The 17,648-nt window shown below is 52.4% G+C and carries 19 protein-coding genes and 1 pseudogene; 16 read left to right on the forward strand and 4 right to left on the reverse strand.

The genetic code is table 11. The features are described 5' to 3' along the window. Positions 1-41: 41 nt before the first annotated feature. On the reverse strand, positions 42-563 hold the full coding sequence (locus HEQ61_RS01315; RefSeq protein ID WP_168018856.1) for an outer membrane protein assembly factor BamE: 522 nt from the start codon (positions 561-563) through the stop codon (positions 42-44). 207 nt (positions 564-770) lie between these two features. Here HEQ61_RS01315 and HEQ61_RS01320 point away from each other — a divergent pair, with 207 nt between their 5' ends. The 10 genes and pseudogenes from HEQ61_RS01320 (at position 771) to HEQ61_RS01360 (ending at position 6,962) form a co-directional block, all read left to right on the forward strand. After that, entirely contained in the window at positions 771-1,343 is a 573-nt protein-coding gene (locus HEQ61_RS01320) for a ubiquinol-cytochrome C chaperone family protein (RefSeq protein ID WP_168018857.1), read from the forward strand. Further along, entirely contained in the window at positions 1,343-1,891 is a 549-nt protein-coding gene (locus tag HEQ61_RS01325) for a YceD family protein (RefSeq protein ID WP_168018858.1), read from the forward strand. The genes HEQ61_RS01320 and HEQ61_RS01325 overlap by 1 nt, the downstream gene beginning before the upstream one ends. Before the next feature lie 100 nt (positions 1,892-1,991). After that, positions 1,992-2,174 carry a 50S ribosomal protein L32 gene (rpmF, locus tag HEQ61_RS01330; protein WP_082811943.1) on the forward strand — a complete coding sequence of 61 codons (183 nt, stop codon included), beginning with the start codon at positions 1,992-1,994 and terminating at the stop codon, positions 2,172-2,174. Between the two features lie 42 nt (positions 2,175-2,216). After that, a complete protein-coding gene (gene plsX / locus HEQ61_RS01335) occupies positions 2,217-3,326 on the forward strand; it encodes a phosphate acyltransferase PlsX (RefSeq protein ID WP_168018859.1) in 1,110 nt (369 codons plus the stop codon). Continuing rightward, complete coding sequence (locus tag HEQ61_RS01340) at positions 3,326-4,300, forward strand: beta-ketoacyl-ACP synthase III (RefSeq protein WP_168018860.1); 975 nt, start codon at positions 3,326-3,328, stop codon at positions 4,298-4,300. Before plsX ends, HEQ61_RS01340 begins: the two co-directional genes overlap by 1 nt. A 122-nt stretch (positions 4,301-4,422) precedes the next feature. Beyond that, entirely contained in the window at positions 4,423-4,743 is a 321-nt protein-coding gene (locus tag HEQ61_RS01345) for an integration host factor subunit alpha (protein WP_066135498.1), read from the forward strand. A 159-nt stretch (positions 4,744-4,902) separates the two neighbouring features. Continuing rightward, positions 4,903-5,334, forward strand: coding sequence for a MerR family transcriptional regulator (locus tag HEQ61_RS01350; protein WP_168018861.1), 432 nt, complete (start codon positions 4,903-4,905; stop codon positions 5,332-5,334). Between the two features lie 21 nt (positions 5,335-5,355). Next, positions 5,356-5,772, forward strand: a pseudogene (locus HEQ61_RS11450) (SAM hydrolase/SAM-dependent halogenase family protein); the annotation flags it as partial. A gap of 90 nt (positions 5,773-5,862) precedes the next feature. Continuing rightward, on the forward strand, positions 5,863-6,141 hold the full coding sequence (locus tag HEQ61_RS11455) for an SAM hydroxide adenosyltransferase (protein ID WP_322099170.1): 279 nt from the start codon (positions 5,863-5,865) through the stop codon (positions 6,139-6,141). Next, the gene (locus HEQ61_RS01360) at positions 6,138-6,962 is read left to right on the forward strand and encodes an MBL fold metallo-hydrolase (RefSeq protein ID WP_066135505.1); all 825 of its coding nucleotides are present in this window, start codon (positions 6,138-6,140) and stop codon (positions 6,960-6,962) included. Before HEQ61_RS11455 ends, HEQ61_RS01360 begins: the two co-directional genes overlap by 4 nt. 11 nt (positions 6,963-6,973) lie before the next feature. Here the strand turns inward: HEQ61_RS01360 and HEQ61_RS01365 are convergent, their stop codons facing one another. From HEQ61_RS01365 to HEQ61_RS01375, 3 genes are all read right to left on the reverse strand, one after another. Then, positions 6,974-7,648: a flagellar motor protein MotB gene (locus HEQ61_RS01365; RefSeq protein WP_168018862.1), complete on the reverse strand. Its 675-nt coding sequence runs from the start codon at positions 7,646-7,648 to the stop codon at positions 6,974-6,976. Positions 7,649-7,677: 29 nt separating this feature from the next. Beyond that, on the reverse strand, positions 7,678-8,478 hold the full coding sequence (locus tag HEQ61_RS01370; protein WP_066135509.1) for a motility protein A: 801 nt from the start codon (positions 8,476-8,478) through the stop codon (positions 7,678-7,680). Positions 8,479-8,631: 153 nt separating this feature from the next. Next, positions 8,632-9,312 (reverse strand): hypothetical protein, encoded by a 681-nt coding sequence (locus tag HEQ61_RS01375; RefSeq protein WP_245183042.1) that lies wholly within the window; start codon positions 9,310-9,312, stop codon positions 8,632-8,634. 163 nt (positions 9,313-9,475) lie between these two features. Between HEQ61_RS01375 and prmB the strand changes: the two genes are divergently transcribed. The 6 genes from prmB (at position 9,476) to HEQ61_RS01405 (ending at position 17,636) form a co-directional block, all read left to right on the forward strand. Next, entirely contained in the window at positions 9,476-10,420 is a 945-nt protein-coding gene (prmB, locus tag HEQ61_RS01380) for a 50S ribosomal protein L3 N(5)-glutamine methyltransferase (RefSeq protein ID WP_209315578.1), read from the forward strand. Positions 10,421-10,501: 81 nt separating this feature from the next. Next, entirely contained in the window at positions 10,502-13,012 is a 2,511-nt protein-coding gene (locus HEQ61_RS01385) for a response regulator (RefSeq protein WP_168018864.1), read from the forward strand. A 57-nt stretch (positions 13,013-13,069) separates the two neighbouring features. After that, complete coding sequence (ccsA, locus tag HEQ61_RS01390; protein ID WP_168018865.1) at positions 13,070-13,888, forward strand: cytochrome c biogenesis protein CcsA; 819 nt, start codon at positions 13,070-13,072, stop codon at positions 13,886-13,888. Between the two features lie 56 nt (positions 13,889-13,944). Continuing rightward, positions 13,945-14,952 carry a tRNA dihydrouridine synthase DusB gene (gene dusB / locus HEQ61_RS01395; protein ID WP_168018866.1) on the forward strand — a complete coding sequence of 336 codons (1,008 nt, stop codon included), beginning with the start codon at positions 13,945-13,947 and terminating at the stop codon, positions 14,950-14,952. A 78-nt stretch (positions 14,953-15,030) separates the two neighbouring features. Continuing rightward, a complete protein-coding gene (locus HEQ61_RS01400) occupies positions 15,031-15,417 on the forward strand; it encodes a helix-turn-helix domain-containing protein (RefSeq protein WP_415877243.1) in 387 nt (128 codons plus the stop codon). After that, a complete protein-coding gene (locus HEQ61_RS01405) occupies positions 15,414-17,636 on the forward strand; it encodes a sensor histidine kinase NtrY-like (RefSeq protein ID WP_168018867.1) in 2,223 nt (740 codons plus the stop codon). The genes HEQ61_RS01400 and HEQ61_RS01405 overlap by 4 nt, the downstream gene beginning before the upstream one ends. Positions 17,637-17,648: the final 12 nt, after the last annotated feature.

Raw genomic sequence — 17,648 nt, forward strand, 5'->3', positions numbered from 1 at the left:
ACGTCTCCCTCCTTTTCTTTTATGCCAGGATTATCTGTCTGTTATTGGCCGGGTATATTTGATTTCCCGTCAAATGTACTTGTAGAATCTTTGTTAAACTTCCCGATGTTGCCAAGAAGTTGCTCAAAAATGTTCATTTTATTCCCTGCAGTTGGTGTCTCGCGGGCGACCAAGGTCACATCGGTACCATCTTTCAGGCCATTGCGCTGAATGCTCTGGATTGTCTCTGAACGGTCGAAGCGTATGGCGATAACCGAGCGCTCCAGCTCCTCGTTCGGGTAAAAAGCAAACTGCTCCTGCTTGGAGCCGATGTAGTACCACGTTTCCTCTCCATCGAAGAGTGAGGTGGTCGAAGGAGAGCCCAGCGCGGCAGCAACATCAGCTTTTGAGCTTCGCCCCTCCTGTATATCTTCCATCTGGGCAGCTGTTGGCAACGCGCCGTGAGCCTTGATATCCGGAGAACAGGCAGAGAGCAACGTGACGGCAGGCAGGACAAGCGCCAAGGCCGTGACTGTGCTGCGACGCAATAACGCAGAGAGTGATGAATGATCGATCCTTGGCATTGGCATATCCGTCAGGTATGGGTATCCGTTCATTGGTCGGCTGCACACTGCTGCGCCAAGCCCCATACATAGACTGAAACCTGGATCAGGTCCAGCCTACCCGTTGCTGATGCACGGTGCTTTATATTTCAGGCATTGTCCACTTGGGGCGGCCACGTTACACCAGATGCATCTGCTTTGATCCGGCTTTTAAAAGAGAGCGTAACCATGTTTTCAGCTTTCCTGTCCCAGCGGCGTCGGCGCCGTGCTGCCGAAGACCTGTACGTTTCCGCTGTGTCTCAGGCGCGTGCCCCGTTCTTTTTTGAATGTTGCGGTGTCCCTGATACAGTGGACGGCCGCTTTGATATGATAGCGCTTTATGTTTTTTTGTTGATTCATCGGGTCAGAGCTGAGAAAACCCAAGAATCATCTGCCTTTGCCCAAGAAATATTTGATGCCATGTTTCGCGATATGGACCGTAATTTACGCGAAATGGGCGTTGGAGATCTGAGCGTTGGCAAACATATCAAAGGGATGGCAAAAGCTTATTATGGTCGTGTTGCGGCTTATGAGCCCCCTGTTGAATCTGGCGATATCCAGACGCTTGAGGCAGCCCTGTCGCGGAATCTATACCGTTCGGCTCCAGCGCCAGGCCCCGCAGCAGAACAGGTCAGGAGCATGGCCGTCTGTGTCCTGCAGATCGTTGAGCATATGACCAAGCAGCCTTTTGATGATGTTATGGGCAACAGACTGGTATGGTGGACGCCATCTACCGATGAACGAGCAAGGATTGATGCCTGATGGCAAGTGTACCAGAGCTTTGTGTGGAACCTGAGTTTTCGCGACCAGTCAATGTTGAGCGCCTGCCTGCCGGGGGGCGCTGGTTTGTGCTGTCTGCCTCGGCAGAGGAATGTCAGGCATTGGCCGCCCGGTTTGGACTGGTCACGCTTTCATCGTTTGAGGCGAGGATCCATCTCAAGGCCGTTGCCTCTGGCGACGTTATACGGGCTGAAGGTGAATTTTCGGCAGACATTATACAGGTTTGTGGCGTCTCCCTGCAGAAGTTTGCAACTTCTCTTACCGAACGTTTCAGTCTTTCCTATGCCTTCTCTCCGGATGGGGCAGACTCTACCGAAATAGCTTTTGATCCCGAGGGCGAAGATCCACCCGAACCAATTGTCAATGGGATGGTCGATCTGGGGGAGATCTCGGCCGAGTACTTGGGATTGTCAATCAACCCGTTTGCTCGCTCCGAGGGAGCCTTGTTGGCTGTTCCGCCGGGGGTCAGCGTGAATGAGCCCGAGAGAGAAAGTCCTTTCTCGGCCCTTGGTAAACTCCGCAAGGATTAAGGATGCGTTTTCCTGTGGTATGATGCTTGCGGTTTTTGTGCTTTTTGTATATTAAGGCTGGCTTCCATGCAGGCCCGAACAGGATTGAAAGTAGCGAAAAATGGCCGTTCCCAAGAAAAAAACTTCCAAGTCCCGTCGCAACATGCGTCGTTCTCACGATTCTGTCTCTGCGGGTGCCCATAATGAATGCTCTAACTGCGGCGAGATGAGGCGTCCTCATCATGTCTGTGGAAGCTGTGGTCATTATGATGGCCGCGAGGTTGTTGCTTCCGAAGCGGCTTGAGCCGTTTATCTGTGGGCTGAAACCAGGGTTTGAGGTGATGTTTTGAGCAGTCGGCTCATTCTCGCGCTTGATGCTATGGGGGGCGACCAGGCCCCCCATATGGTTCTCGAGGGTATTAAGGTAGCGCGCCTGCGTTACCCCCATGTTCATTTCTTGGTTTTTGGCGATTCCGCAAAAATCGATCCTCTTCTTTCTAACGATATTCGTCCTTTTTGCTCTGTCCGTCATACGCCCGATGCTGTTGCCAGTGGAGACAAGCCGTCTCTTGCTGTTCGGCAGGGTCGCAATTCAAGCATGTGGTTAGCCATAAAAGCCGTAAAAGACGGTGAAGCCGCTGGCGTTGTCTCTGCCGGCAATACCGGTGCCCTGATGGCAATGGCCAAGCTCATTTTGCGAACATTGCCTGGCATCGATCGTCCGGCAATAGCGACCTTGATCCCCACGTGCCGTGGCGAAAGCGTTATGCTGGATCTTGGTGCCAATGCAGAATGCTGTGCCCGTAATTTGGTCCAGTTTGCTGTGATGGGCAGTGTTTTTGCCCGTACCTTGATTCACGTTAGGCAACCTTCGGTCGGGCTTCTCAACATTGGTTCGGAAGATCAAAAGGGGACTGAAAGCCTTCGTGAAGCTGCCACTATTTTGAGGGGTTTTCCCGGTGATTTCATGGCATTCAAAGGTTTTGTGGAGGGTGATGATATTGGTGCGGGCACCGTTGATGTCGTCGTGACTGATGGGTTTACCGGCAATGTTGCCCTGAAGACCGCAGAAGGGACGGCAAAGCTGTATGGATCTTTCCTGAAAGAAGCTTTCCGATCCAGTTTGTTGTCACGCTTGGGCTATTTGCTTGCGCGTGGTGCCCTTGCGCATGTTCGGAAGAGAACGGATCCACGGCGGTATAACGGGGCCTTGTTCCTTGGCTTGAACGGTATTTGCGTCAAAAGCCACGGGGGTGCAGATCATGTTGGCTTTGCCAATGCGATTGGCGTAGCGATTGATCTTGTGTCAGATAACTTGAATGACAAGATCAAGCTGGGTTGTCAGGATGTCCAGTCTGATATTGCTGCTGTAAGCCCGGATGCAGTTGATAAAGGCATCGATGCTACATTTGTTGCCACGCCGGACAGCAGTTCCGGGAAGATTATGGAAACGTGATGGTTTGGCGATCTGTTGTGTGTGGTACGGGATCATTTCTTCCCGAGCGTGTTATGACCAACGCCGAGATGGCGTCAGTCGTTGATACATCTGATGAGTGGATTGTTGAGAGAACAGGTATTCGGCAGCGTCATATCGCAGCTGATGATCAGCTGACGTCGGATCTGGCCTTTGCGGCAGCAGAAAGGGCGCTGCATTCTGCCGGCGTTCATTGTTCTGACGTTGATCTTGTTATTCTGGCGACGGCGACTCCAGACAAGACTTTTCCTTCAACTGCAACGCGTGTTCAGGCCCGTTTGGGGTGTGCCGGTGGTCCGGCATTTGATGTCCAGGCGGTATGTTCAGGCTTTGTTTATGCCCTTGCCGTTGCGGATAATTTTATAAAAGCAGGTCAGGTTAAAACGGCGCTTGTTATTGGTGCAGAAACCTTTTCTCGTATTCTGGATTGGTCTGATCGTGGCACTTGTGTTTTATTTGGTGACGGTGCAGGTGCGGTTGTCCTGAAAGCTGAGCAAGGACAGGGGGATTGCAAGGATCGTGGCATTCTCACCACCCACCTGCATGCAGATGGAACGCATCATGACCTTTTGTATGTAGATGGTGGTCCGTCTTCTACAAAAACAGTGGGATCCCTGCGAATGGCGGGGCGAGATGTTTTCCGGCATGCCGTCAATAATTTGTCTTCTGTTGTGCAGGAAGCTTTGGATTCTGTTCAGCTTGACATTGCAGCTATTGACTGGCTTGTGCCGCATCAGGCTAATCAGCGGATCTTGGACTCAACAGCTCGTAAGCTTGGTGTCTCTGCCGAGAAAGTCGTTGTAACGGTTGATCAGCATGCCAATACATCGGCAGCGTCTATTCCCTTGGCCTTGGATGTGGCTGTGCGTGATGGCCGTATTCGTCCGGGTCATCTTGTTTTGATGGAGGCTATGGGGGGCGGTTTTACGTGGGGTTCAGCTCTGGTCAGGATGTAAAGCCCAGCGGTTGACAATATGTGCGGGATGTCTCTTGTTCTGGACATCTTCAAGTCTTTGATATTGACGCTGTTACCCGGTGCATATACCGTCATGTGCGGTATTGGTTTAGCGAGGTCTCCATGTCGGAACGCACCATTACACGGGCCCATCTCAGTGAGTCTGTCTATCAGGAGGTGGGACTTTCCCGTAACGAGTCTGCAGACTTGCTGGAAATGGTCCTTGCCGAGATTTCCCAAGCTCTTGCCAAGGGGGAGATTGTCAAGATCTCTTCGTTCGGCACCTTTTCTGTGCGGCAGAAAGGGCAGAGGATTGGCCGGAATCCCAAGACCGGGCAGGAAGTTCCTATCCTCCCGCGCAGGGTTCTGACTTTCCGGCCTTCGCAGTTGCTGAAGGACCAGATTAATGATGGCTTGGCCAAGAAAGCAGGAAAAGCTCGTTAATACGGGCTCCCTGTTTCTTTGTTTTTCCGTTCTGGCGCCAGAAAGAGTTTGTGGCGCTATGTTTTCTTTGTGCCTTATCTGTATAGTCATGTAGGGATACACCAGTGTTTTAGCCTGTAGCGTCTGTGTCGGTGCAGGCGAGTTCAGGATGTAAGAACAGTGCAGTCTAGAAAAGAAAAACAACCCGTAAAATCCGAGAATGCATTCCGTACTATTGGTGAAGCATCGGAGGATCTTGGTGTCCCCCAGCACGTTCTGCGTTTCTGGGAAACACAGTTTTCCCAGATCAAGCCTTTGAAGCGTGGTGGTGGACGGCGTTACTATCGTCCTGAAGACATTGCTTTGCTGGTGGATATTCGCTCATGTCTTTATGATCAAGGCTATACAATTCGCGGCGTGCAGAAATTGCTATGTACGAAACAGAATGCCCTTGAATGCCGTGTGACACCTACATCAGGACAGGATATTGATTCTCAGGACGAGGTATCTATCTCACAGGGGTTGACCGGTGAGCAAAGGCGGGAGCTTGAGTCTGTGCTTGCTGAGTTGGAGGATGTTCGCGCTTTTCTCGGTATTCCCGAATTTGCCTGATCATGGTGATCCGCGCGTGCCATGGGGGTGGCTGTGCTGGTATTATTGACTGATTTTGGGGTGAGTGGACCTTATATTGGTCAAGTCAAGGCTGTTCTGGCTCAAAGGGCGCCGTCTGTTCCTGTCATTGATCTGTTTCATGATCTTCCTGTTTTTGAACCGGTTCTTGCCGCAGCTTTGATACCGTCTTATTGTGAATCCCCTTTTCCAAAGGGGGCAGTTTTCCTGTGTGTTGTCGATCCTGGAGTTGGCACCAGTCGCTAGGCATTGGTCATGTCTTCACGTGGTTTCTGGTACGTAGGGCCGGATAATGGGTTGCTTAGCCGGATTGTTGACGATGATCCGCAAGCACAGATTTGGAGTCTTGATTGGTTTCCTGAAACGGCAAGTGCGACGTTTCATGCCCGGGATATTTTTGCTCCCGCGGCGGCGGCCTTGGCCTGCGGATATACCCCCGGTCCCACATGTAGAGCACCGCTTGTCGCCACTATTGTTGGTTCTGATGACATAATTCGGTGTTCTGCAGGCATGGGGCAAGCCGTATGGCAGAAGGTGGTTTATATTGACCATTATGGTAATGCCATGACAGGTATGCGTGGTGGGGAGATAGATAATCAAGATACTTTAGAGGTTGGCGGATATCTGTTGCGCAGACAACGCACATTCGGGATGGGGGAAAGCGGGGTGCCGTTCTGGTATATCAATTCTAACGGGTTGGTGGAGCTTGCTGTACGCAACGGATCTATAGCCTCGGCTTTTGGGATCGTGCCCGGAATGCCTGTTTTTGTCAGGTCAGGTCTGTCATGAGCCTGCGCGTTAAATTCTGGGGCGTTCGGGGTAGCATTCCGTGCTCTTCCCCCTCTCATGTGATCTATGGCGGGAATACCAGCTGTGTAGAAATCACGGCCAACGATCAACACCTGATTCTTGATGCGGGAACAGGCATGCGTGGTCTGGGCAATGATATGCTCCGCAGGGGTATTTCGCAGTCCAACATGCTGTTGTCTCATACGCACTGGGACCATATCAGCGGCTTTCCATTTTTTGCACCTTTGTTTCGTGCCGATTTCTCCATGCGCATTTATGCAGGCCATTTGCACGATTATGGGGGGATTAAACAGGTTCTTTCGACCCAAATGGCAAGCCCCTTGTTTCCAGTCCCCCTTTCGGCTCTCAAGGCTCGTCTCGAGTTTGTAGATTATGACGCAGGTAATCCACTGGCATTCTCCGACAGCGTTCTGGTGCGTACTGCACCTTTGAATCACCCAGATGGTGCCGTAGGATACCGTGTAGAAGCTGATGGCCTGTCGATTTGTTATGTGACGGATACGGAGCATAAGCCGGGTGAGCCTGATTCCGTAATCTTGTCTCTGATCGAAGGGGCAGACCTTGTTATCTATGATTCAACTTACACAGATGAGGAGTTTCCTGCCAAGGTCGGTTGGGGCCATTCCACATGGGAGGAAGGCGTGCGCCTGTGCCAGAAAGCAGGTGCCAGAAATATGGCGCTTTTCCATCATGACCCAGACCACGATGACCTGATCATGTCCCAGATTGAGGAGCGGGCCAAACGGCTCTGGAGCGGGACCTTGGTTGCGCGTGATACAATGGAACTTATTTTATCCTGATCATCAGGACATCACCGTGGATAGACCCGGACCACAACACGCCGGTTTATGGCTTGGTTTTGGGGAAGGACATCGCCGTAGGGTCCCCGGTTTGCAACCTTGGGCGCCGTATCAGCCATTCCCACTGTTTTCATACGTGCCCGGGGAATCCCGGCTTCCTCGAAATACCGCACTACAGTTCCGGCACGGGCACCGGACAGTTCCCAGTTTGATGGGTACTGAGGGGTTTCAGTTGGGCTGTCATCGGTATGCCCCTGAACTTCAATCTGAAAGCTTTTAAATTGTTCTGCGCCAATTGTTGCAGCGATTTTGGCTAATATTTCCCGTGCAGACTCATCCAGCTCGGCACTGTCCGGGGCAAAGAACGACCCGGATCCCATTTCCATGACAATGCCCTGACTGTCTGTCGAAATGGCAACAACATCCTGCATTTTAAGAGAGGTGACAGATTTCTGCACTTGTTGCTTCAGGTCCTCGGTCGGGGTTTTTATTTCCCGTTTTCCGACCCCTTTGGCCATCCCGGCGCTGACCTGCTCGAAGGCAACAGCATCGATTTTCGAAATGGCAGCCAGCAGAATAAAGAAAGCCAGCAACAAGGTCGCCATATCGGCAAAAGTTGCAATCCAGCTTTCATCGTCTGCGGGTGGTGAGGGACGGGAAAATTGGTTGTTGCCATTGCCCATCATGATGGTCGTCTTCCTTCTGGCGTGCTGGCTCAGGCGTTGGAGCGTGACCGATCTATGCTGAAGTGTGCTGCTGGATCCAGGAAGGCGTTCATCTTGTCCTGAATGTAGCGCGGGCTTTTGCGTTCTGCCAGAAGGGCAAGCCCCTCTGCAAGAAGGTAGTTCCGGAAGCGTATGATTTCTTCACGTTGTTGCACCTTTGAAGCCGCAGGTAACAAGATCATACGTGCAAACATGACACCGTATAGCGTTGTGACCAGTGCAACGGCCATACCCGGACCGATGGAGGATGGATCACCCCCCATGGAGTCCAGCATGATGATCAACCCGACCAAGGTTCCGATCATGCCGAAAGCGGGGGCAATACCGCCCATATTGCGCAGGATATCAGCCTGTACCGTATTTCTCTGGAATGTACTTTCAACCGTAGCCGCAAGAATCTCGCGGAGTTCTGGCCCTGTATAACCGGCAACTACAAGATCAATGCCAAAGCCCAGGAAGCGGTCGGATTTTCGTACCTTTCCGGAATCTGATTCCAGTCCGGCCAATCCGTTCTTCTGAATGATGTAGCCCCAGCGGATAATCCGTCCAACCTCGTGGGTCAAGATGCCTTGCCCCACCTTGTTTGTGAAGAGAATGGATTGCAGGCTCAGCATGGACTGTATGACATAGCGTGGCTCATACGACACAAAGGTCGCGGAGAATGTGCCACCCACCACCATGATCAAACTGGGAACATCGATAAACAGCATGAAGTTATCGGTGCTGAGCAGAATAGCACCGACAAACAACCCAAACCCCAGAATGGCACCGAAAACCGTTGCGAATGACATGGTTTGCCCCGCCTGCCCAACTGGCAAAACAGCAATACCCGACATGATGTCTAGGTACCGCTTACACACGATGACTGGAAAATGCCATTTTCCGCAAGGGTTGCTGTGGTTCTGTTTCTGTTGGTCGGTCAGAGCGTTCTGAAACTGCTTTGCTTACGATACGTTTGGAGTAATAAAAATGTCGAGAAACTCTGTATCCGGTGCTGTCCGCACGATCCTGGTCGGACGTCCCGTCGTATCCAGCAAGCCATAATGCTGTAGATGGTTGAATACTTTCAGAAAGTGCTGGCGATTGTGAAGAGAGGCGCCGCCTTCCAGCCAATTCTGTTCCAGGAACGCCAGGATCGCTGGGTGTCCCAGTTCAACTTCCCACAGAATGCCGAGTAATGAAGCCATGGCTTCTTCCATTTCACGTTGTATGCCATGAACACTCATCCACTGATCTGCCTGCTTTTTAAGCCCTGTTTCAGGCCCTGCACCAAGTCCAAAGTCAGGAATGTGGCGGCGTTCAGGTGCGCAAACCTGCCAGTGGGCAACATCGTGAATGATAACAGATGGCTCCATGCTTCCGCTCAGGACCTGTCCATCCCATGTAAAGCCATCTTCAGGCGGTTGTGATGAGACAGACATTCCAAAGGACTGGGCAAGCTCAATGGCTTCCTGACGTTGTTCGGGGCATTGTGAAAGTGTGATGTTGTCCCCGGAATCCACATACGCCAAGGTAAAGCCAATACGCTCAACAGCAGCCTGTGCCGTGCCGGTACCTTCCAGAGAAGCCAAGAATGCACCCAGGGCAGTGGGTATTTCGGACATGACAAGGGGAGAGAGTATCATTCTTGATCCAGAGCGGGTGCATACGTCTTTTTGTGCCATATCCTGTTTTCTGTCATATGGCAAGAGACGTAAACTGCTCGGGGACGCATTGTATCGCTTTGCCGCCCTTGGTAGATAGAGTGCTCTTGTCTGGATTTTCAGGGTTTGTGGGAGTTTTTATCGTATGACTGGCATCGACACCGTGACCGCCGTTGCTGATTTCAGGACAGTCCGTGATTTTATCCGCCATGCTGTCAGCCAGTTCAATACTGCAGACCTCAGCTATGGCCACGGAACCACTTCAGCGTGGGACGAGGCTGTTTTTATGGTTCTGGAGGCCCTGCGGCTGCCTGTTGACCAGCTTGAACCTTATCTTGATGCCAGGCTGGCCACACCAGAAAGAACCCGCCTTGCCGGTTTGATAGAGGCCCGGGTAAAGACCAGAAAGCCGGCGTCCTATCTTCTTAATCGCGCTTATATTCAGGGTTTTCCCTTTTATGTTGATGAACGTGTGATTGTTCCGCGCTCCTACATTGGTGAAATCCTGTTTTCGGGCATTTTTTCCGGGGAAGGGCTGGCCTTGGTTGATGATCCGACTGAACCAGTCCATGTTCTTGATTTGTGTACCGGCTCAGGCTGCCTGGCAATTCTTGCTGCCCATGTTTTTCCTGAAGCAGACATTGATGCGGTGGATCTGTCTCCTGATGCCTTGTCTGTCGCCCGGCGTAATGTAAAAGACTATGCTTTCGAGGAGCGTATTCGTCTGTTTGAAGGCGATCTCTTCTCTCCCTTAAAAGGACGAAGATACGACGTAATACTGACGAACCCGCCGTATGTTGATGCTTCCTCTATGGAGACCCTGCCGCCAGAATTTCGGCACGAGCCCTCTGTGGCTTTGGCATCCGGTGAAGATGGGCTCGATCTTGTTCGCCGGATTTTGCGTGAAAGCCCGCACTATCTGACTGAAAAAGGCGGTATCCTGTGCGAGTTCGGTACCGGACGGGAGATTCTTGAGGCGGAGTATCCCGATCTTGACTTCTTGTGGGTTGAGACCGAAAGCAGTTTCGGGGAGGTATTCTGGCTGACCCGGAAGCAATTAGTGGCCGGGGGCAGGGATAGGTACCGATAGTCAGGCTCGCGCACAGCTATACTTTGTTGTAGCCTGCCGTAACCGCTGTTTTACGCTGCCTGTCCGGGAGGGAAAGCATCCATGAGCAAAAGGCGTCTGCTTTTTGTGATCTGTGGTTCCATCGGCGGGCTTCTGCTTGTGCATTCTGCTCCTGCTTTGGCATTCAGGGTACCAATGGGGCGCCCGTATATCGTTGATCTTTCCTTGTTTTCACTTGTTGTGCCCGGACTTTGCCTTGGCCTCGGCTTCGCCTTGTGGCTGGCTGGACCATCCGGGCGCTATGGTCGTTCTCATTATGCTGGTGGTCTTGCAGTTCTTGCTGCGGTGCAGGGAATCAACCTCGCTGACATCAGCCTGTTTTTTCCTCATCTGCTTATCCACTTGGAGGCTATGGATCGGCTTACTTTGGCTTTATTGCCCATGGCGCCGGCATTTTTTCTTCTTCTGGTCCGCGATCAGGTGGTCAGCCGCGTTTTGTATCGTATCGTTCCTTTTGTTTTTGCCCTTGTGTTGGCAATTTTTCTGTCTGCTTTTTTCCTTCCCTATAATCACCTTCTGATCTTGCACACCATTGTCAGTGTCTTCTGCCTTGCTGGCTTTGCCATCGGTATTCTGGAGGTCGGTCTGGGTCGGGGAGGGGAGAGGCTTCGTCCGGCCTTGGTTATCCTGTGTGGAGCCAGCGTTATTCTCTCCCTTGTCAATGATTTGGTTTCCGGATGGAGCGGTGGCCGCGATACCTCGCTTCTGGCTTTGTCGCTGGGGGGAAGTGCTCTGGTGTGTGGTGCTCTTTCGGCGCGTGACATGAGACGAAGCCGTCGCAGTCGAAAACTGGAGCTGCGACACCTTCTTGACCTGCGTGCAATTCTTGAACAGCGTATCAAGGATACATCCTCTAAAATCAATAGTTTGCATATCCGTATTGACAATTTTCTTAAACATATACCGGAAGCTGTTCTGACCTTGGACTCTGAGGCCAGGATTCTTCGTTACGAGGGGGGTGCCGAGGTTCTCTTCGGTTGGAGTGCGCCGGAAGTTGTTGGGCGTTCAGCCATTTCCCTTCTTTCGGGAGAGTGGGCAGAGCGCTTCCTGCATGCCTTGAGACATCTGGAGCATGACGAAGAGGTTGAGTGGGGTGGTACGCGCCGTTTCGAGATCCATCTGCGTAATCGTGATGGGCGCGTTGTGCCAGCAAACTGTTCTATATCGGTTGTACACGAGGAGGGAGCCAAGCTCTTTCAGGTCTTATTGCGCAGCACAGAAGCAGAGAAAAAGGCGCAAATGGATCTTTCCGCACAAAAGGCCCTTGTCTCTGAGCTACAGGACCGGTTGCGGCATATGGAGGAGTGTACGGCAACGGGATGGTATGAAACATCCTCGGCTACCGGGAAAACCCGTTGGTCAGCAGGACTGGAGACAATCTGGGGATTCCGTGATGGTGCAAAGCCTGCAGGACTGAGGGATTTTGTCTTTAGAGTTACCGAAGAAGATCGTCCGCAACTCATTCATTCTCTTGATGATCCATCATGGGACGAAACCCGCCATACAGTACGCGTTCAGATTGATGATGTCAGGGTGGCCACAATCGAACTCTCACTGGTTCGTGAACGCGCCGCAGACGGTACCATTGTCCGTGAAACTGGTATAGCTCGCCGGTTATACGAGCAAAGTATCGCACCCTTGTCTTTTATGACGGCAGGGAAGCCTACAGAACGGGAAACCTATGTCATGGGCAGTATGGATGTATCAGCTGGTCCGGATACAATGGCCCCCCAACCGGGGCGAGGGGAGCCTCTTGATATTCTTTTGGTTGAGGATGTCGAGGTAAACCAAAGGGTTGCGGTTATGTTTCTGGAGCGTGAAGGCCACCGCGTATCCGTTGCTTCTACAGGTAAGGATGGCGTTGATGCCGTATCGCAGGGATGCTTCGACCTTGTGCTCATGGACATTCGTCTTCCTGATATTGATGGCGTTGAGGCTGTACGTCGCATTCGTGCCCTTGATGATCCCGTGCGGGCGCAAATTCCTGTCCTGGCGTTGACGGCAAACGTCTTTGAAGATGATGTGAAGCGCTACAGGGCTGCTGGCATGAATGGTGTTGTAGCCAAGCCTATACGCATAGAATCATTCCGACAGGCGTTGTGCTCCATACAGTCATCGGGTTCCACAGATGACACTGTTTCTGCCGGGGGAGTTTTTTCATCCACGGCTTCGCCTTCCCTGGATGAAGGATTCATTGCAGACAGGCTGTCTGCCTTGGGTACGGAAAGCTTCAAGGCTATTCTGGGGCTGGGGCGACGGAGTATGGATAATGCGGTATCCGAGCTTTCTGTTGCTTTGGGGGTGTCCGATCCAGATCTGCTTGCGCGTTCAGGGCACAAGCTTGCCGGGGCCGCCAGCAACTTCGGTTTTTCCAGGCTTATGAAACTGGGGCGGGATATAGAAGATCTTGCCTTGGGTGGTGATGTTGCGCAGGCGCGTGCAATGGCTGCAGAAGGAGAGGCGCTGTGGGTTGAAGCCAGCAGGGCTCTTGATCTTTGGCTGAGTGCGCGCAACCTTCTGGACCATCGCCAGGAGTTGTCAACGTTCCTTTAGATCTTTATCCGTGTTGCCGGGATTGAGTTCTGCACTGAAGCAGGTATGATCACGGCCATGTCAGCAATACCTCTCTATGGACTTCCGGCTCTTTTTACCCTTGTCCCTGCCGCTCTTCTGGTCTTCCGGCATGGGGGAGGGCGTGATTCTGCATTCTGGGGAGCTTTAGGGCTTGCTGTATTTGGGTCAGGTGCCCAGGCCGTTGAATTTTATCAGTATGGCCTTGGCGAGGGATTTTCTTTCTCCCTCTGGGTGACAATTACGGCGACCTTGGTCTTGTTTATTTTTGGGGCCTTGGTCTTGCGGCAAGGGTGGCGCTTGCTGTTTCTTCTGGCCCCCTACCTTCTATTGCTGGGTGGGGCGGCAACCTTGTTCCACCTTCTGTTTGGGGAAAAACATGTTTCCTTTCCTGTTGTGTCTGCGACGGATGGCGAAGGGGCATGGTTTTTTCTGCATGTATTTGTTGGCATTCTATCTTACGCTCTTCTTACATTTGCGGCGGTTGCGGCCTTGTCGGCCTTTTTGCAGGAGCGGGCACTAAAGCATAAGTCACCAAACATGTTGACCCGGAAGCTGCCTTCCGTTGCCGAGAGCGAGTCGCTGTCCTTGGCCATGCTGCTTCAGGGTGGGCTTGTTCTTGGCCTTGGCTTATGTTCAGGACTTGCTGTAAATTGGCTTGGACACAGGACGCTGCTTGATTTCAATCACAAGAGCATCTTGAGTATCCTGACGTTTGTAACGGTTATGACCCTGATTGTGGCCCGTTTTGTCAGTGGTACAAGAGGGCGGGTCGCTGCGCGTCTTGTGTTGTTGGCGTGGCTTTTTTTGACTTTGGCCTGGCCTGGGGTCAAGTTTGTGTCCCAAGCTTTGCTCTGATCTTGGGCCGGGTCTTGTCGGTACATTACAGGGCAATACGGAAAAAGCCTGAATTCATGAACAATACCCTCGATCCTTTGCGGATTGGCCGTCTTGATGCGGTGTCGCCGGTTCTTCTTGCCCCTATGTCAGGGGTAACTGATCAGCCTTTCAGGCGTCTGGTCAAACGGTACGGGGCTGGCCTTGTTTTTTCGGAGATGATTGCCAGCGCCCAGATGATCCGTGCTCATCGGGATACCTTGCGTATGAGCACGGCCTGTCAGGGTGAGCACCCTATGGCTGTGCAACTTGCAGGAAATGAGCCTGCGGTTATGGCAGAGGCTGCCAGAATGAACGAAGACAGGGGGGCTGCCCTGATTGACATCAACATGGGGTGCCCGGTGAAGAAGGTTGTCAAAGGGCACGCGGGGTCTGCCCTGATGCGTGATGAAGCCTTGGCTGGGGCTATCATGGAGGCTGTTGTCCGCGCAGTTGCGACGCCGGTGTCGGTTAAAATGCGCCTTGGCTGGGATTCCGGGACGCAGAACGTGGTTCGTATGGCGCAGATAGCGCGCGAAAGCGGTATTGCGATGATCACAGTGCATGGACGAACCCGGTGTCAGATGTACACGGGAAAGGCTGATTGGTCTGCCATTCGTCCTGTGGTCGAGGCAGTAGATCTACCCGTCGTGGTGAATGGTGACATTATTGACTTGGGCACTGCACAGGCCGCTTTGGCTCAATCGGGCGCTGCGGCCATTATGGTTGGGCGAGGGGCGCAGGGCAGGCCATGGCTACCAGGGGAGCTGGCACGTGCCTTACAGGGCGGGAGTCCGGTTGTTTCCCCTTCTCTTTCCGAGCGTCGGGATCTTTTGCTTGAGCACTATAGCGATATTATTGCCCATTATGGTCTGGATGTTGGCTTGCGTATTGCCCGCAAGCACGTCGCGTGGGGGGTGGCAGGCCTTCCCGGTGCTTCTGCCTTCCGGGAGTCCTTTAATGCTTTGACAGAGGTTCGGGAAGCTTTGCTGTCCATATCGCTCTTTTTTGAGCAGGTTATTGACAAAGCGCCATTGGCAGCTTGATATCCGAGCCTTGCCCGTATCCGGAAGGTGTAGAAAGTTTATTCCGTTGGTCTCTTGATATGAGAGGATAGTATCTCGGTGGTTTCACGTGCTTGCCCTGTAGATGGATTGTCTTCGTCCGACGCTGCAAGCGGTATGCCCAATAGGGATTCTTCTGAAGAAAGCGCTTCGGTCTTGCCTTCCTGCCATGGGGCGGAAGAGCGTGCTGCTGTTCAGGTTGAAGGACTGGCCGAAGCCGTACAGCGGAGTTTGGCAGCCTACTTTGCCGTGCATAAGGACGGGTTGCCCCCAGCCGGTTTATACAACCGCTTGCTCTCTGAGTTCGAGCGTCCCTTGTTGACGCTTGCTCTGGATGTCACAGGTGGTAACCAAATCCGGGCTGCTGCCTTGCTGGGGCTGAATCGCAATACACTGCGCAAGAAAATCAGGGCCTTGTCCATCAGTCCAGTCAGGGGATCTGTATGAATCAGCCTGTACAAGATGGTTCCGTCATGCGTTTTTATGCTTGGTTGCGCCAGGGGGGTGTGGCAAGAAGGCTTGCCGTTCTTCTTGGTGCGGCAGCCTTGGTCTTTGGTGCGGCAACATGGGCTGTTCTTGCCGGATTCTGGGAACCGGTTCCAGATGGGGGGCACGCCTTATCCGTCTTGTTGAATCTTGACCTTATTCTTCTTCTGGTGCTGTCAGCGCTGGTTATTCGCAGCATCGTTGCGTTATGGCTTGCACGCCGAACCGGAGGAGCAGGATCAAGACTTCATCTGCGTCTGGTTGGGCTTTTTGGTGCCGTAGCGATTACCCCGACAATTCTGGTCGCTGTCTTTTCAGCCCTGTTTTTTAACCTTGGGGTTCAGTTCTGGTTTGGGGAACGGGTTCAGACGGTCCTGTCCGAGAGCCAGGCTGTTGCGCAGGCTTATCTGGACGAGCATCGCCAAGCCATAGCTGGTCAGGCATTGGTTGTTGCTGGTGATATCCAGCGCAACTGGGAAAGGCTTCTACAAAATCCCGATGACCAGTCGCGCTATCTGCAGACCCAGGTTTATGTGCGTGGATTGACAGAGGCTGTCTTGTTTGAGCGCAGCGGTAAAGTTGGTGCGCGGGCGGGGTATACGTTTTCCCTTCAGTTCGAGGATGTTCCCCTCTGGGCGCTGGAGAAAGCAGATCAGGGTGAAGTTGCGGTCCTGACAGGTGAGAATGAAGACAGGGTTCGTGCCTTGGTGCGTCTTGATACCCTGCCCGAGATATTTCTGTACGTTGGTCGTTTTGTTGATACCGATGTCATTCGGCACATCGACAATACAGACAATGCCGTGCAGCAGTACCAACGGATGCAGTCCGGTCGGGCTGAGCTTGAGTTGCGTTTTTCCTTGGTTTTCATCGTGGTATCACTTTTGCTCCTGTTGGCTGCCGTTTGGGTTGGCTTGAACTTGGCCAATCGGTGGGCCATGCCCATAGTGGAACTGATTAATGCCAGCGAGCGTGTATCTGTTGGTGATATGGCCGTACGTGTTTCGGAGATTGATGCTTCTGATGAAGTTGCGGCCTTGTCCCGTGCCTTTAACAGGATGACCGCTCGTATCACAGCCCAGCAGAAAGAACTTCTGGAGGCGAACAGAACCCTGGATGAGCGGAAACGGTTTACCGAGACTGTTCTGGAGGGGGTTTCAGCCGGCGTTATATCAACGTCTCCCGATGGTTTCGTGACTCTGGTCAATCGTTCGGCGCAGACTCTTCTGGATCTTCCGGCTGTTTCTTCGTTGGAAGGCCAGCATATTTCTATTGTTATTCCTGAGTTTTCTCCTCTTCTTCCCGAAAAGGAGATTCTGTGCGAGGGGCAGTCAATCCAGCGCGAAATGGTTCTGAGCCGTGGGGGAAAGGATTTGACCTTTTTGGTCAGGGTCAGCGCCGAGTATGTTGATTCCAGGGTTATTGGTAATGTCATTACCTTTGATGACATTACGCTTTTGCAAGCGGCACAGCGGACTGCAGCCTGGGCGGATATTGCTCGTCGTATAGCGCATGAAATCAAAAATCCCCTGACTCCTATACAGCTCTCTGCAGAGCGCCTGAAACGGCGTTATCTCAAACAGATAGAAGAGGGGCAGGATGTCTTTGTGCAGTGCACAGATACCATTATTCGCCATGTGGGTGATATAGGACAGATGGTTGATGAATTCTCGGCCTTTGCACGGATGCCTCATCCTGTTATGAAGGATGAAAATCTTTGTGAAATCATAAGGCAGTATAGTTTTCTCCAACAAACGGCTTATCCTTCTATTCGTTTTGTGCTGGATATTCCGGAAGAAGAGGTTGTTGTTTTGTGTGACACGCGTCAGGTTGGGCAAGCATTGACAAATATTATAAAGAATGCGGTTGAAGCTATTGAATCACGGGATAATCCAACGGATCCTGGCTGTATAATCGTCTCTCTTCGGGAGCAGGGTGGCGTCATCAGGGCATCGGTTACAGACAATGGGCGTGGGTTGCCCAAGGCCAACCGGGAGCGTTTGGTTGAGCCCTATGTCACGACGCGATCCAAAGGAACGGGGCTTGGTTTGGCTATTGTCAAAAAAATTCTGGAAGATCACGGTGGTGATCTGTTACTTGAAGATGCTTCTGACGGAGGAGCACAGATTTCGATGCTGTTTGCAGTGCAGTCTGCTGTAGTACAGGATGGTGTTTCTGTTTGATCCGGAGCACAT

The organism is Haematospirillum sp. H4485 (assembly GCF_012102745.1).
Taxonomy (GTDB): domain Bacteria; phylum Pseudomonadota; class Alphaproteobacteria; order Rhodospirillales; family Rhodospirillaceae; genus Haematospirillum.